Annotated in this window: 14 protein-coding genes; 11 read left to right on the plus strand and 3 right to left on the minus strand. The window is 26.1% G+C overall.

All coding sequences use genetic code 11. From position 1 onward, the window contains the following. Positions 1-169: 169 nt before the first annotated feature. Both J7G74_RS09270 and J7G74_RS09275 read left to right on the plus strand, forming a co-directional pair. Positions 170-619, plus strand: coding sequence for a flavodoxin (locus J7G74_RS09270; protein ID WP_297134475.1), 450 nt, complete (start codon positions 170-172; stop codon positions 617-619). Between the two features lie 310 nt (positions 620-929). Next, a complete protein-coding gene (locus J7G74_RS09275; RefSeq protein WP_297134477.1) occupies positions 930-2576 on the plus strand; it encodes a potassium/proton antiporter in 1647 nt (548 codons plus the stop codon). Positions 2577-2700: 124 nt separating this feature from the next. Here the strand turns inward: J7G74_RS09275 and J7G74_RS09280 are convergent, their stop codons facing one another. Beyond that, positions 2701-3168 (minus strand): hypothetical protein, encoded by a 468-nt coding sequence (locus J7G74_RS09280; RefSeq protein WP_297134479.1) that lies wholly within the window; start codon positions 3166-3168, stop codon positions 2701-2703. 195 nt (positions 3169-3363) lie between these two features. On the opposite strand from J7G74_RS09280, the gene J7G74_RS09285 reads away from it, so the two are divergent. The 8 genes from J7G74_RS09285 (at position 3364) to J7G74_RS09320 (ending at position 13399) form a co-directional block, all read left to right on the plus strand. Further along, a complete protein-coding gene (locus tag J7G74_RS09285) occupies positions 3364-4212 on the plus strand; it encodes a diguanylate cyclase domain-containing protein (protein ID WP_297134483.1) in 849 nt (282 codons plus the stop codon). Beyond that, positions 4202-5818, plus strand: coding sequence for a polysaccharide deacetylase family protein (locus J7G74_RS09290; RefSeq protein ID WP_297134486.1), 1617 nt, complete (start codon positions 4202-4204; stop codon positions 5816-5818). Before J7G74_RS09285 ends, J7G74_RS09290 begins: the two co-directional genes overlap by 11 nt. 2 nt (positions 5819-5820) lie before the next feature. Further along, a complete protein-coding gene (locus J7G74_RS09295) occupies positions 5821-7077 on the plus strand; it encodes a glycosyltransferase (RefSeq protein WP_297134489.1) in 1257 nt (418 codons plus the stop codon). Between the two features lie 13 nt (positions 7078-7090). Continuing rightward, entirely contained in the window at positions 7091-9157 is a 2067-nt protein-coding gene (locus J7G74_RS09300; RefSeq protein WP_297134492.1) for a cellulose biosynthesis cyclic di-GMP-binding regulatory protein BcsB, read from the plus strand. Positions 9158-9171: 14 nt separating this feature from the next. After that, positions 9172-10209, plus strand: a complete 1038-nt coding sequence (locus J7G74_RS09305) for a glycoside hydrolase family 113 (protein ID WP_297134495.1) — start codon at positions 9172-9174, stop codon at positions 10207-10209. Between the two features lie 161 nt (positions 10210-10370). After that, entirely contained in the window at positions 10371-11075 is a 705-nt protein-coding gene (locus J7G74_RS09310; RefSeq protein WP_297134497.1) for a Crp/Fnr family transcriptional regulator, read from the plus strand. Positions 11076-11102: 27 nt separating this feature from the next. Continuing rightward, a complete protein-coding gene (locus J7G74_RS09315; protein WP_297134499.1) occupies positions 11103-12596 on the plus strand; it encodes a YjjI family glycine radical enzyme in 1494 nt (497 codons plus the stop codon). Positions 12597-12598: 2 nt separating this feature from the next. Beyond that, positions 12599-13399, plus strand: a complete 801-nt coding sequence (locus tag J7G74_RS09320) for a YjjW family glycine radical enzyme activase (RefSeq protein WP_297134501.1) — start codon at positions 12599-12601, stop codon at positions 13397-13399. A 129-nt stretch (positions 13400-13528) separates the two neighbouring features. On the opposite strand, the gene J7G74_RS09325 is transcribed toward J7G74_RS09320, so the two are convergent. Continuing rightward, a complete protein-coding gene (locus tag J7G74_RS09325) occupies positions 13529-13867 on the minus strand; it encodes a PqqD family peptide modification chaperone (RefSeq protein WP_297134504.1) in 339 nt (112 codons plus the stop codon). Beyond that, the gene (locus tag J7G74_RS09330; protein ID WP_297134506.1) at positions 13860-15782 is read right to left on the minus strand and encodes an OPT family oligopeptide transporter; all 1923 of its coding nucleotides are present in this window, start codon (positions 15780-15782) and stop codon (positions 13860-13862) included. The genes J7G74_RS09325 and J7G74_RS09330 overlap by 8 nt, the downstream gene beginning before the upstream one ends. A 342-nt stretch (positions 15783-16124) precedes the next feature. On the opposite strand from J7G74_RS09330, the gene J7G74_RS16790 reads away from it, so the two are divergent. Then, positions 16125-16222, plus strand: a 98-nt coding sequence (locus J7G74_RS16790; RefSeq protein WP_297134509.1) for a CAT RNA binding domain-containing protein, incomplete at its 3' end; no start/stop codon positions are given.

Raw genomic sequence — 16222 nt, forward strand, 5'->3', positions numbered from 1 at the left:
TTTTATAAATGATAATAAATATTATTTGAAAATGATTGACTGTTGAAAAAAGTTATGATATATTTTAATTAAATAAAAGTTAGTTATAACTAACTAAATCTAGGTTGTAGTTGAAAAATTAAAATGATGATTGCAAGTAATAAAAATTATAATGAAAAGAGGGATTTTTATGAGTAAAATAGCAGTTGTTTATTGGAGTGGAACAGGAAACACAGAGTCAATGGCAGAACTTATTATAGAAGGGATAAAATCTGAATCTATAGATGTAGATGTTTATACTGCAGATGAGTTCTCTTGTGATAAAGCTAATGAATATGATGTATTTGCTTTTGGTTGCCCATCTATGGGTGTGGAAGAGTTAGAAGAAAGTGAATTTGAACCTATGTTTTCATCAGTTAAGTCTCATCTAAAAGGTAAAAAAGTTGCTTTATTTGGATCTTATGGATGGGGAGATGGTGAATGGATGAGAAATTGGGAGCAAGATTGCATTGATAATGGTTGTGATATTATTAGTGATTGTGTCATAGTAAATGAAGCTCCAGACGAAAAGTCTAGTGAAGATTGTAAAGACCTTGGGAAAAAATTAGCAAAAGTAGTTAAAGAATTAGCTGAAGCTTAAAATAATAAAAATAAATTATACTTAAATAAAACAAAGTGGTGTTAAATTACACCACTTTTATTTGTATGTTCATATATTGTGATATTGGTGATTTTGATAAAAAGGTGACAAAAATTAATAGAAGCAATGTTACATTTAATTCATTTATCTATTCAATTTACCTTAAATCTATTAATACTCATCAAGAATTAATAAAATAATAAATTTTTTATTATATATATAAGAGAAAAGTTAAATTATAGTTAAAAGTGAAAAAATGTTATAAATTTAACTTGAAAATATTATATAATATATTACAAGGAGGTGGTATATGTTGATAGGAGTGATGATTATATGTGCATTAGTTCTATTAATATGCATAACATCAAGCAAAGTATTATATAAATTTGGAGTACCTATTCTTTTAATATTCATTATTTTAGGAATGTTATTTGGCTCTGATGGAGTTGTAGGTATATATTTTGATAACTATGAACTTACAAACTATCTTTGTTCTATTGCGTTGATTTTTATAATGTTTTATGGAGGATTCGGAACTAACTGGGAAATGGCAAAGCCAGTTGCAATTCCATCCATACTTATGTCAACTCTAGGAGTTATTATTACAGCAGGTCTAACAGGGTTATTCTGTGTAGTAGTATTTAATACAACATTGTTAGAAGGTTTACTTATCGGATCTATAGTTGCATCTACAGATGCAGCATCAGTGTTTTCTATTTTACGTTCGCAAAAATTAAATTTAAAAGGATCTATTGCATCAATATTGGAAATTGAAAGTGGAAGTAATGATCCAATAGCATATATGATGACTGTGATTATACTAGGATTAATGTCTAATGGTGGTTATGGAAATATAATTCCTATGCTATTTACTCAGATTGTAGTTGGTATTATATCAGCAGTTATTTTAGCTAAATTAACGGTATATTTATTAAGAAATATTAATTTTGAAATAGAAGGATTTTATCCTATATTTGTTACAGCTATTGCTGTCTTGTCTTACGCACTAAGTGAATATTTAGGTGGTAATGGGTATTTAAGTGCGTATATAGCCGGTATTATGATAGGAAATAGTAAAATACCTCATAAAAAAACTATATTCCAATTTTTTGATGGTGTATCATGGCTTATGCAAATAATGTTATTCTTCTTATTGGGATTATTATCATTCCCATCAAAAATTTCATCAATAATGGTACAGGGTATAGTTATATCAGTATTTATGATTTTAATAGCAAGACCTATTGCAACATTTAGTGTATTAAGTTGGTTTAAAGTACCATTTAAACAACAAATATTTATATCTTGGGTAGGACTTAGAGGAGCGGCATCTATAGCTTTTGCCATATATGCTGTTACTTATGGAGTACCAATTCACAATGATATTTTCCATATTATATTCTTTGTAGCATTGTTTTCTGTTGCAGTACAAGGAACTCTTATACCTAAAATAGCGAAAAAGCTTGATCTAATAGATGATGAATCTTCTGTATTAAAAACTTTCAATGATTATAAAGAAGAAATAGGTACTAAATTAATAGAAATTTTAATTGATTCAAATAGTCATTTAGCTAATAAAACTATAATGGACTCTAATATACCAGAAGATATTCTTATAGTAATGATAAAAAGAGGCGGAGATGTATTTGTTCCAAATGGATCTACTTTAATATTAGCAGGAGATATATTGGTAGTAACAGGTAATAATTTAGAAAAATTTAGAGAATATAAAGAAGAAAAAAGTACAAAACTTATGGAAGTTACTGTTTCTAAAAAGAGTCATCTAGCCAACAAAACTATTGTAGATGTAAGCATACCAGAAGATATTTTAATAGTAATGATAAAGAGAGAAGGAAGTGTAATAATACCTAATGGTTCTACATTAATACTTCCAGGAGATATATTAGTAATAACAGGAACTTGCCTTGATGAAGTAAATGAACTAGCGACTTCTTAGTTAAAAAGATTAGTATAGAATAAGTTTTAATATGAATTTTATTAAGTTTGATGAAGTTACATTAGTAAAAATTAAAAATATTGTTAATATAATAAAAAAGCTAGAGATATCTCTAGCTTTTTTATTATAAAAGTTTATTTAAAATTGAATCTATTACATAATCTCTATTATTACTAAAATTCATAATTAATCCATCATAAAATTTATCTGATATCTCAAGCAAGTTTTTTATATTTGATAAGGTATGTAAAAAATCATATTTACCTATAGTACCTATTATATATCCTATCAAAATTTCTAAAATTTCAGTAGCTTTTTCTTCCCAATTTGAACCTTGCTTCAAAACAGATTGTACATAAGGATTTAAAACTATATATGTACTTAACTTACCTATTTCATCACTAGTATAGTTTTTTATATTATTTTTAGCATTAACCATATATTCATCTGTTAGAAAAACACCATTTAATAGATCTGATATAACATTGATTATATAATTTGTTATATCTTTATCACTACTTTGAGTTAAAGCATTTATTATTATTTTATCCGAATTATTTTCCTTATAATTTATCAAATCTTTTAATTTCATAATTATACCTCCATTTTTATATAATAACTATTATATAATGAATGGTTTCGATTGTGAAAGTATATAAATTAATAAAAAGTTGGATTTAATAACATAATTAAAATATGATATAATATTTCATGCACAAATATATAAAAATAAAAATATATAAAATATAAATTATATATGATTAAATATTTTGTACAGGAGGAAGTCATGGAAAAACTATTGAGGAAAATCGACTCTTACTTTTTAGGAGTTTTACTAGAAATTTTTTTAATATTTGCGTTATTTATATTTGATGAAAGTATATCAAGTAGAATTTTAGATTTTATTATGCTTTGTATAACTTTTTTTATAGGTATAATTACTTATTTAGGAGGAGTAGTTGTAGGTCTTATAGCAAGCTCTATTGTAATATTTGTATATGCTAGTTATATTTTTTACATTAACTTAATAAGAGGTATAGAGATAGAGTTCTTATCTTATGTATGGATGATTGCTATTCCTATAATTTCTTTTACAATAGGAAAATTGGGAAATAGTATATCTACACTTCAACAATCAAATATAACACTTAGAAATAATTATAAAAATCTAGTTACAATAGATAAGAAAACTGGATTAGGAAATATAAGATTATTTTATATGAACTTAGAAAAGGAAATGAGCAAAACAAGACGTCATAAATCGTATTTAACACTTATGCTAATAAAATTACCTTACTATAAAGAAATAAAGAAAATACTTGGAGAATCAAAAACGAGTAAACTAATAAAAGATTTAAGCAATATTATTATAGCTTCAACAAGAAGTGAAGATGAAAGATATACTATAGAAGATGATACTTTAGCTATTATTATGGCAAATACTAATTTTGATGGTGCAAAAATTGTAAGTAATAGAATAAAAGAAGGATTGGCAGATTTGAAATTAAGATTAAAGGAAGAAAATGATTATATTGATATAGATTTAAAGATTGCCATAGTAGAATACAAGGATGATTTCAAAACATCTTTAGAATTTAAAATGGCAACTGAAGAGGAACTACAATATGATGTTTAAAAAGAAATTGTCAATAATAAGCCTAGTTATAATATTATTTTGTAGTAGCATATCTAGTGTATATGCTGATGAGAAAAAATCTTTAATAATTTATGAGGTAGAAACAAATATAAATGAAACTGACAATAAAGTTAATTATTTGAATGAGTTATTATATGTTTTTAATTCAAAGGTAGAAAAAATTAATACAAATGACTATAAAACTGGATATATGAACAAATTTCATTCAGTATTTATCGTGAACATTAAATATGACATAGAAAATAAAAGTGTTTTACAGGATTTATCTAAATATAAAAACAAAATTTATTGGATAGAAGATAAAATAGAAAATTTAATAGATTTTAACGATAAATATGATATGAGTTATGAATCAAAGAATCATAGTATAAATAAATTAATTTATAGAGATGAAACCTTGTTAATAGAGTCAGGAGATCTATTTAATATAATTAAACCATCTAAAGATTCTAAGGTATTAGCTCAAATGAGTGATGGATTTAACACCTATCCTTTTATAATAAATGAAAAAAATTTATTTTATATATCTAGATGGGATTTGGATGAGTCTTATATATTTGAAGACTCTTTAAATGATTTTTATGAAAGTAATAAATTTAATAAAGGTGATATTTTTGTAAGGATAGAGGATGTTCATCCTTTTACAGATACAAATAAATTAAGAGAGGTAGCAGATTATCTTTATTCTCAGGACGTTCCTTTTATGATAGCTTTAATTCCAACCTTTGTAGATTCTAAAACCAAGACTATAAATACATTAGATTTAAATCCGGAGTATATTGAAACAATAAAATATATGCAAGATAAAGGTGGATCTGTAATACTTCATGGATACACACATCAAATTGGAAATGAAGAAGTAAGTGGTGAAGGGTATGAGTTTTGGGATATGAAAAATGATAAACCTATAGATGAGGATATAGAAATATATGTTAAAGATAGGATATTAAGTGGACTTAGACTTTGTATAAAAAATGGAATATATCCTTTAGGATTTGAAGCACCTCATTATGCTATGAATATTCACGGATATAAAGAAATAAAGAAATATTTTTCAACATATGTAGGTCAATATCAAAATAATGACTATAATTTTGTCACTAATTCACCTCCTTATACTATAGAAAACAGTAATGCTTTTAATAAGTTAATTCCAGAAAATCTAGGTTATGTTGATGATACAGACATGTTTTCTATTGACAAGATAAAAGAAAACTTTAAAAAATTATCTATGGTTAGAGGATATAGTGGAGGATTTTTCTTTCATCCATACTTAGACATTGAATACTTAAAGGAAGTAGTAGAATACTTAAAAGATGAAAGAGTAGACTTTATAGATTTAAAAGAACAAGATAATTATGTAAAGATAGATGATATAAACATTACATCTAAGAATGGAAATATTAGAGTCAGCTATGATGAATCAAAATCAATTTCTAAGAATAATGAAAAATCTAAATTTGAGACTTTTATACAAAATATTAATAATGTTGTAATAACCTTTATAGTAGCAGTATTAATACTATTTATAATAATTTTTATAGTATTTAGAAGGATTAATACTAATAAATTTACGAGGAGATAAGAATGAAAATTTTAAGTTTTGTGGACTATGTATTTTTATTTTCTTTAATTTCTATTTGGGCCATTTTATTAATAAATATAATACTAGCCATTAGTGGATATATTTATTATTTAAAGAACTTAAAATTTAAGGATGAGAGATTAGAAGAATATCCTTTTGTATCAATTCTAGTTCCAGCTCATAATGAAGGCAAAGTAATAGGAAAAACTGTGGAATCTCTTTTATTACTAGATTATCCCTTAGATAAGATGGAGCTTATAGTTATAAATGATAACTCGTCTGATGATTCAAAGGATATACTTCAAAGTATAAAAAATAGATATAGGAGATATAATTTCACAATAATAAATACAGATAATATAACTGGAGGAAAAGGAAAATCAAATGCATTAAATATAGGATATCAAGTTGCTAAGGGTGATTATATTGCCATATACGATGCAGACAATACTCCAGAAAAAACAGCTCTTAGATATTTAATACAAACTATAGTTAGAGATGATACTTTAGGAGCAGTAATAGGTAAATTTAGGACAAGAAATAAACATAAAAATATATTAACAAAATTTATAAACATTGAGACCTTAAGTTTTCAATGGATTGCTCAAGCAGGAAGAAGACAATTATTAGGTCTTTGTACAATACCAGGTACAAATTTCGTATTAAGAAGAAGTGCCATAGAAAAACTAGGTGGATGGGATACAAAAGCTATAGCAGAAGATACAGAAATTAGTTTTAGAATTTATAAAATGGGACAAAGAATAACTTATGTGCCTCAATCTGTAACCTGGGAACAAGAGCCAGAAACAGTTAATGTATGGATGAAACAGAGAACTAGATGGGTCAAGGGAAATATATATGTATTAGTAAAATATATAACAAATTTATTTAAGGGAAAACAAAATCGAGTTTTATTTGATATATTGTATTTCTTTTCTGTATATTTTCTGTTTTTAACTTCTGTAGTAATATCAGATATTATTTTTGTATTAGGTTTATTTAATTTAGTTGAGATAAATATTCCATTTAATTTTATTATTATTTGGATATTATCTTACATATTATTTGTGATTCAAGTAAGTATCACGCTTAGTATGGAAAAAGGTGAAGGTGATTTAAGTAATATTCTACTTGTAGCATTAATGTATTTTACTTATTCTCAAATGTGGTTAATAGTTGCAATAAAAGGCATGCTTAGTTATATTTCAGATGCAATACACAAAAGAGAAGCGAAATGGTACAAAACAGAAAGGTTTTAAGGAGATAAAATTTATGAAATTAATTGCAATTATAATGGCGGCAATGATTAGTTTTGCAAGTGGTGGTATATGTTTTGCTGAGAATGATAGCAATGTTAAGGCTTATAAATTTGAAAATTATATAAAAATGAGTGGCGTTATTAGTAGTAGTGAGAAATTCTTTAATATAGAAGATAATTGGAATGTTAAAGATGTAAAATTAAATTTAGTATTTACTAAAAGTGAGTTATTAGATGTTGATTATTCTACAATAACCATATTAGTAAATGATACTCCAATTGAATCTCAAAGACTAAGTGGTAAAAAAGAATATAAAAAAGAAACTATAATAGATATACCAAATGATGTGATTAATGAGGGATATAATAAAGTAACTATAAAAGCATATAAAACAATATCTGATAAAGTATGTAGAGATGATTCTAATACTGCAAACTGGTTAGTTATTCATAATGAAAGTAGCGTAAATGTGAATTATGTTTATAAAAAAACTTCTAATAAAATTAATGAATATGAAAATAATTATTTAAACATTGATAATGGATTAAACTTACAAACTAGCATAGTAGTTCCAGATAATTATTCTTCTGGAGAATTAAGTGCAGGAATGATTTTAAGTGGAGACTTCGGAAGTAAAATAAAATATGAAGACTTTAATTTTGATTTTAAACTATATTCAGAATTTGAAAATAAAAATAACAATGTAATTTTCATAGGAAAAGAAAAAAATTCACCCAAAGAAGTTTTGAAACTACTAGCTAAAGAAGAAAGAGATGATTTAAATAAAAACTGTGTAATAAAACAAATACCATCTCCTTTTGATAAAAATAAAATGATGCTACTTATTATATCAAACAATGATGAATTATTAAAAAATTCAGCTAAACTTATAAGTAGTAATGACTTAATTAGTAATTTAAATAAAGATAGTATAATTATTAATGAGAATTCAGATATAAGTGATTTAATAAAAAAAGATGATGATAATAGAGTATATTTAGAAGAATTAGGTTATGAAGATTTAGTTGTGAAGGGACCATTTTCTCAGGAGATAATAATTGATATAAATACTACTAAAAACAAGGTCGTAACAAATAATTCTAAATTAAGTTTTAAGATGAGATATGCTGAGAATTTAGATTTTAATAGATCTTTAGTGACGGTATATGTAAACAATGTTGCTATTGGAAGTAAAAAGTTATCTAAAGATAAAAGTGATGATGATTTAATTCAACTAAGTTTACCAAGTGAGGTAGCAGGTAAAAATTATTATCAGGTAAAAGTAGTATTTAACTTAGAACTTTTAGATTTAGCTTGTGTAACTAGAGATACAGATAATCCATGGGCATATATTTCTAAAGAATCTTATATAGAATTTGATTATAATGACAATACATCTTTAAATTTTAGTAACTATCCATTTCCGTTTATAAAAGAAGGAAAATATAATGACCTTAAAATTGTTGTTCCTAATAAATTAAGTTCTAAAGAATTAACAAATATAGCAGGAATTATTACTTATATGGGACATGATATAAATTCTAATTTAGGAGATTTAAGTGTAGTCAATGAAAATGAGATAAATAGAAAAGATAAAAATAGTAACTTAATAGTAATAGGAACTCCAAAGAATAACTCTTTAATAAAAGATTTAAATAATGATTTAAACGTCAAGTTTACTGATGATTATAAAGGGTTTCAGTCAAATGAAAAAATTAAGTTTATTGGAGACTATTCCTCAGAATTAATTTCTATACAATTAATAAATTCACCTTATAAAAAAGATAAAAGTATATTAGCTATAGCTTCTCCAAACAATAGTAATTTGAATTTAATAAATAAGTATTTAAATGATTTAGAAATTACAAAATCACTTAAAGGTGATACTATTTTATTAGGTGAAGATGGATATGTAGAAGAGCTAAATTATCACAAAACAGAAGATAAAGAAGATAAGGTTCAGATTGAAAATAAAAAGCTTAATAATCAATCTAAAATATTTATTGCAATATCATTATTCTTATTTATTACTATAATAACTTCTATTATATTATTAATAAAAAAACATAAAAATAATTAATTTAAGGAGATATAATGAAGAAGAAAATATTATTTTTACTTATATCATTAATTTTGGTTTTAGGATTTAGTATAAATTTTTTTAAAAAAGATGAAATACAAACAGAAAAAATAAAGTCTATTAATCTGTCTACAGATTACGATATCAAACAAGCATTAAAAGATGTAAAAACCTTAAAGGTGAATACAGTAAATGTTCCAATTGTTATTGAGATTCCAAGTCTTACGTCAAATGAAATGAAAATAAATGAGTATAGTAAAGATAAAGCTATAAAATTAATTAAAAAATTAAAAAATGATAATATAAAAGTTATATTAGAGGCATATCCATGGATAGATAATGGAAGCGAGTATGAAACAGAATACAATCCTTCTGATAAAAAATCTTTCTTTAAGGATTGGAAAAATATACTCTCAGTACTTATTAAAGATATAGGTAATAAATATGATGTGGATATTATGATAGCAGGTTCAAATTTTACTGTATTAGAACCTTATGAAGACGAATGGTGTAATATAATTAATTATGTTAAAGAAAATTTTAATGGAGAAGTAACATATAAAACTTCTTGGTGGTACACAGCTTCATGGGATGAGGAAAGTATTAAAAAATATAATGCAAAGTTAAATAATAAATTATTTTCTAAAGTAGACTTTATTTCAATAGCAGCTTATTTTGAGCTTAGTGGAAAAAGTGAAAATAAAGTAAATGAATTAGTAAATTATTTAAGTTCTACAAACATATATAATAGAAATCAAAATGTAGTGAAAGAAATAAATAATTTTTACAAAAAATATAAAAAAGAAATATACTTTGGTGAATTAGGTTTTCCGAGAAAAAATAATGCAGCAACTCATCCTTGGGATAGTAATGTATCTAGTATTTATAACGATAAAGAACAAGCAAGATGCTTTGAAGCATATAAAAAAGTATTTGAAGATAAGAATTATATAAAAGGATTTTCAGTTTTTGCTGTTGGTGAAAAGGGAAATGATAAGAATTTTTATCCATCAAAAGAAAGTATAGAAGTTATATCTAGTTGGTATAATTAAAAATCTATGGTTTATTTTTAAGAAGTAGTAAGCTTATAAAAGGTTTACTACTTTTTATTTAGGAAAAATAAATTTAAACTAAGGGACATATGTCCTTTTGCTATTTTAGAATAATGATAAAATAATAATATAAGAAAATACTTTACAGGAGTAATATCGACATGAATAAAAGCCTATGTTGTGATTGTATAAAAAATCAAAAGGCAATAGATTTTATTAACAAGATACCCAGTAATATTAAATCTAAAACAAAAATTAGAAAAGTAGAAAAAGAAAAATTAGTGGTACTAAAAGGAAATCCTATAAAAAACATATATATAAGTTGTCAAGGTCAGATGCAAGTTAGAAATGAATTTGAAAATGGATTTATTTATAGTTTTGCTAGTATAAAGCCAATTTCATATATTGGTGTAATAGAAATGATGGCTAATAAAGATACATACTCATCAACACTACAGACTACAAGTGAGTGTATAATTATTGAAATACCAATAGAAGATTTTAGATATTGGATAAATATAGATCATCAGTTGACTCTAGATATACTTCAATTCATTTCTAAAAGTATGTATGAGCAATCACTAAAAACAGGAGAGTCATTAGCTTATCCTGCTATATTTATATTGATAAACTATTTATTAAATGTTTTTGAAAGCGAAGATTTAGATACTGTATTCTTAGAAAAAAGTAGAGAAGAAATAGGTGCAATACTAGGATTTTCAGTAAGGACTATTAATAGAAATTTAAAAATATTAAAAGAAGAAAATTTAATTACTGTAAATAGAAAAGGAATCATAATAACCAAAGATCAATTTTATAAATTATCTAGTAAATTAGATAAGATTAAAGATGATAAACATAGATAGATATATACTTAGGAGGAAATTTTAATTATGGAACAAGTATTAAACATTATAAAAAATAGGTCTTTAACTTATAATCAGCAAGTTTTACAATTGGCAGGACAAGCAGAAAGTACTCTTGATGTATTAAACATTGATGAAGAAACTCAAAAACTACTTGATGCAGAAATAATATGCTCAATGTTTGAAGGAAATGCTCCTTACAGACCAAGATATATAATACCAGATTATAAAATACTAATGGAAAAAGGGTGTAAGTTCTTAGACTTAGATGTTCCTACTGATATTTGGGAAGCTACTAATAACTTATTAATATTTTACAAACATGTACCTTCAATAACATCATATCCAGTTTATTTAGGGAACCTAGATGATTTATTAGAACCTTTTGTAAAGGATGAGGAAGAAGCATATAAAGCTATAAAATTATTTATAAAACATATAGATAGAACTTTAACAGATTCATTTGTTCATGCTAATATAGGACCAAAGGATACAAAAGCAGGAAGAATGGTACTTAGAGCAATGGAAGAATTAGAGGTCGCAGTACCTAACTTAACAGTTAAATATGACAAAGATATAACTTCAAATGATTTTGCTAAACTTTGTGCAAAAACAGCTTTAGTAACTGCTAAACCAAGTTTTGCAAATCACAAGATGGACATAGTAGATTTTGGAACTGAAAATTATGCTCTAGCCTCTTGTTATAATGGATTTATAATAGGTGGGGGAGGATATACCCTAGTAAGGCTTGTTTTAAGTAGATTAGCAGAGCAGTCGGAATCAGTAGAAGACTTCTTAGAAAATAAGATACCATTTGTAGCTAATAAAATGTTAAATTATATAGAAGAAAGAACTAGATTCTTAGTGGAAGAAGCTGCCTTCTTTAATACTAATTTCCTTGTTAAAGAAGGATTTATAAAAAAAGAACTATTTACAGGAATGTTTGGTATGGTAGGTCTAGCTGAAGCAGTTAATCATTTACTAAATGTAACTGAGCAAAAGGATAGATTTGGATATGGAAAAGAAGCAAATGATTTAGGATTAAAAATCATAGAAAAAATAAATGAAATAGTTTCTTCATATAAATCAAAATATGTTGAATGTTTCGGTGGAAGCCATGTATTACATGCTCAAGTTGGTATAGATACAGATCAAGGAATATCACCAGGATGTAGAATACCAGTTGGAGAAGAGCCTGAATTATTCAAGCATATAATACAATCTGCTCCATATCATAAATACTTTTTCAATGGAATAGGAGACATATTTGTATTTGAAGATACTTATAAAGAAAATTTAGAAGCAATAGTTAATGTTATAGATGGAGCTTTTAATAGTGGAATAAGATATATATCAGTCTATTCTGATAGTTGTGACGTAGTGCGTGTTACTGGATATCTTGTAAAAAAATCTGAAGTTGCAGAGCTTGAAAGTGGAAAAGCTGTTAAAAATAATGCTACAGTATTTGGTATGAATGCAAAAAATGGAGCTAAAGCTTTTGATAGAAGGATAAGAGACTAATTATGGCATTAATTAATAAGATAATTCCTTTTTCTTGTATAGATGGACCAGGAAATAGGACAGCAATATTTTTTCAAGGATGTAACTTTAAATGTACTTATTGCCATAACCCAGAAACTATTAATAAGTGTATAAACTGTGGCAAATGTGTAAAAACTTGCCCAGTAAATGCGCTAGAAATTATAAATAAAAAGGTTATATGGGATAAAGATACTTGTGTAGATTGTGATCAATGTATTAGAACTTGTGAACATTTATCAACTCCTAAAGTTATTGATTATAATGTAGATGAACTTTTTGATGAAATAAAAGAAATAGCGCCTTTTATACAGGGGATAACTGTAAGTGGTGGAGAATGTACCCTTAATGCAGACTTTTTAGTAGAATTATTTAAAAAAGTAAAGAATGAGCTTAATTTAACTTGTTTTGCAGATACTAACGGAAGTATTGATTTAAGTGAATATGAAGAATTAGTTAAGCATACAGATAAATTTATGCTAGATGTCAAGAGTATAGACGAATACGAGCATAAAAAGATTACAGGATGTAATAATGATATTGTACTAAAAAACTTAAAATATCTTTTAGATAAAAATAAACTTCATGAAGTGAGAACAGTAATTGCTCCGAATATGAATAATGAATCTACAGTCAGAGAAATAGCAAGGATTGTAGATAATAAATGTAAAATTAAGCTTAACACTTATAGAAAATATGGTGTAAGAAAAGAAGGTTTAGAACTACATGGAGAGATAAGTCCTAGTAAAGAAGAAATGCAAAAATATTTTGATATAATTGGATAGAAATTAGTATAAATAAAATTATATAATAAAAGGGATGAGCTAAAACTTCATCCCTTTTTAATTTCTATAATTAAGTTTTTACTTACTAAAATTAATCATATTCACTACACATAACATAATAGGTTTTATTTAATTTACTCTCTCAACATATTTACAGTTGCACTCAATATGATTTAAAAACATTAATAGTCTTTCATAAAGAGGATGAGAATCCTGACCGTAAGCACTTTCTAAATTGTAGCCAATTTCTTTTACAGTTTTTTTACCATCTATTTGCAAAAACACAAAACTGCTATACTTATCTAGTTCTATTTTCTTATACATAGGAATTTTAAACTTTAATTTTCTAAAAAACTTTTGTATGAAGTGATCTTGTTTTTCTAAAATAGTTACAGTTTCATTTTCAACTTCATAGCTGATTTTATTACTAATTTTGAAAACTAAATTTAATACATCCTCATTATTCATTATTTTTTACCTTAGATTTCATAATAGGTATAGTAGCAAAGATAACTAAAAGAACTAGTAAAATTATTGCCATACCATTGCCAGCAGCAAAGCCACTAGGAACATTTCCACCAACTATACCTGTAACTTGGCATATGATACCTATAAGTCCTAATATAGAACCACCAGCAACTAAACCTGAAGATAAACTTATACCATTAGAAACTTTAACTTCTTTATCCTTATCACTCTTAGAAGTTTTTTCAACAAATACACGGATTAAAGCACCAACTAATATTATAGAAGTAGTGGCAATTGGTAAATAGAATCCTATAGCAACTGTCATTATAGGAAGATCTAATAAATATAAAACTATTGCCATAAATACACCTACTATTATCATAACCCAAGGTAAATCACCTGACATTATACCAGATGTTAATGTTGACATTAAGTTAGCTTGAGGTAGAGCAAAAGGTGGATTATCACCAGTTATTTTAAGTTGATCTGATAATAATATCATTACACCAACAACTACTACAACACCAACTATACTAGCTATTGCAAAGTAACGTTGCATTTCATTTTTATTACCACCGATTACATAAGTTACTTTTTGAGATTGACAGTATCCACCAGCAATTGCTATGGCAACAACTATAAATGAACCAAATAGAAGTAATGATTTATTGTTTTCTGGAGATGTCCATCCCATAATAACAAATATTAAAGTAGCTATTACTAAAGAAGCTATTGTCATACCAGATACAGGAAGGTTAGATGTTCCTATAGTACCTGTTAGACGTCCTGCAACTATGACAAATAATAATGATAAAATAAGTGATAATATAGCACCAACTATGGCCATCATAAAGTTACCACCAGATATTAAAAATGCAGCTATAAATCCTATTACTACACCACCTAATAATATTATCATTTCAATAGAAGAACCATTAGAATCTGTAGAAGATGATTTTGCTTTTACAGTCTCTTGAATAGAAGCTATTATAGTAGGTATAAGTTTTACTGCTCCAATCAATCCACCACAAAGCATCATACCTGCACCAATGTATTTAACATAGCTACCAGCAATAGTTTGCACATCCATTTGGTTTATAGGCATTGATGGATTATTCCAAACAACAGCACTCTCTCCAGCCATGTCAACAAAGTAACCAATTAAAGGAGTTATACCAAATGCTGATAATATAGACCCTGCAAACATTGTTAATGAAACATCAAGACCTACAATAAATCCAATTCCTAATAAAAGTGGATTAACTTCTAAATCAAACTTCCATTTGTACCATTTACTTCCGATAAAAGTAATTACATTGTTTGTAACATTTAAAAATGAACTAGTTAAAATAGTTATAGCTCCACCAATACCAAATCCCATTCCCATATACTTCATAGAATCTCCACCGTGATCAGACGCTACTAATGTTTCAGAAATAGCCATTGATTCAGGATAAACTAATTTACCATGTTCTTCAACTATTAAATAATTGTGAACAAGTGATGCTATACCAATACCAAATAAAACACCACCAATACCAACTGCAATTCCTTCTAAAAATGTTATCTTACCACCTATTAAAATTACAGCAGGTAAAACGAAAATAAGTCCACTAGCAACAGACTCCCCACCACTAGACATACCTTGGATTAAGTTTTTTCCAAGTATTCCTTTTTGTTTTGCGAAAATACTAACTAGAGCTGAACCTATTATTGCACCAGGAATACCGGCAGCCACTGTAAGACCAGCTTTCATACCTGAGTATGCAGTTGAAGCAGCAAAAACTGCTGATAATATGATACCTATAACTAGAACGGCTATATTTCCGCCAGTTCTTGACTTATCTGTTATGTAAGGTACATAATCTTTACCAGAGACACCTCCATAAGCGCCTTTAGGTAATTTTTTATTCATTTTAATCCCCCCTTTTTTATATATTATAATATGAAATCAAGTTATATGAATGTTAAATTAGCTATAAATTAAATTTTTTATTTAAAAATTAAAAAGAAAAATATTAAAATATAAAGATACTAAAAATAAAAAATATTAAAAATAAAAATTTTATATTGACATTTAATTTAGAAAACGATATCATTTAAGCATAGTAACAAATGGATATGAAACTAATTTGGCATGTTACTGATTATGCAGGCAAGACCAAATTTTATAGTACATTAAAGTTTTGTTTAATGTGTTATAAAGTTTGGTCATTTTTGTGTTAAAAAATTATTAGAAAGAGGCTTGATAATATTTATGAAAGTAACAAAAGTGATTAATAATAGTTTTATTTGTGCTTATGATGCAAATAATAAAGAAGTTGTTGTCATGGGAAAAGGACTAGGATTTAAAGC

It is taken from the genome of Terrisporobacter sp., assembly GCF_017888745.1.
Taxonomy (GTDB): domain Bacteria; phylum Bacillota; class Clostridia; order Peptostreptococcales; family Peptostreptococcaceae; genus Terrisporobacter.

Excerpts from the sequence above, each read along its gene's own strand:
- J7G74_RS09270 (WP_297134475.1), top strand. The coding sequence starts at position 170 with ATGAGTAAAATAGCAGTTGTTTATTGGAGTGGAACAGGAAACACAGAG.
- J7G74_RS09275 (WP_297134477.1), top strand. The coding sequence starts at position 930 with ATGTTGATAGGAGTGATGATTATATGTGCATTAGTTCTATTAATATGC.
- J7G74_RS09280 (WP_297134479.1), bottom strand. The coding sequence starts at position 3,168 with ATGAAATTAAAAGATTTGATAAATTATAAGGAAAATAATTCGGATAAA.
- J7G74_RS09285 (WP_297134483.1), top strand. The coding sequence starts at position 3,364 with ATGGAAAAACTATTGAGGAAAATCGACTCTTACTTTTTAGGAGTTTTA.
- J7G74_RS09290 (WP_297134486.1), top strand. The coding sequence starts at position 4,202 with ATGATGTTTAAAAAGAAATTGTCAATAATAAGCCTAGTTATAATATTA.
- J7G74_RS09295 (WP_297134489.1), top strand. The coding sequence starts at position 5,821 with ATGAAAATTTTAAGTTTTGTGGACTATGTATTTTTATTTTCTTTAATT.
- J7G74_RS09300 (WP_297134492.1), top strand. The coding sequence starts at position 7,091 with ATGAAATTAATTGCAATTATAATGGCGGCAATGATTAGTTTTGCAAGT.
- J7G74_RS09305 (WP_297134495.1), top strand. The coding sequence starts at position 9,172 with ATGAAGAAGAAAATATTATTTTTACTTATATCATTAATTTTGGTTTTA.
- J7G74_RS09310 (WP_297134497.1), top strand. The coding sequence starts at position 10,371 with ATGAATAAAAGCCTATGTTGTGATTGTATAAAAAATCAAAAGGCAATA.
- J7G74_RS09315 (WP_297134499.1), top strand. The coding sequence starts at position 11,103 with ATGGAACAAGTATTAAACATTATAAAAAATAGGTCTTTAACTTATAAT.
- J7G74_RS09320 (WP_297134501.1), top strand. The coding sequence starts at position 12,599 with ATGGCATTAATTAATAAGATAATTCCTTTTTCTTGTATAGATGGACCA.
- J7G74_RS09325 (WP_297134504.1), bottom strand. The coding sequence starts at position 13,867 with ATGAATAATGAGGATGTATTAAATTTAGTTTTCAAAATTAGTAATAAA.
- J7G74_RS09330 (WP_297134506.1), bottom strand. The coding sequence starts at position 15,782 with ATGAATAAAAAATTACCTAAAGGCGCTTATGGAGGTGTCTCTGGTAAA.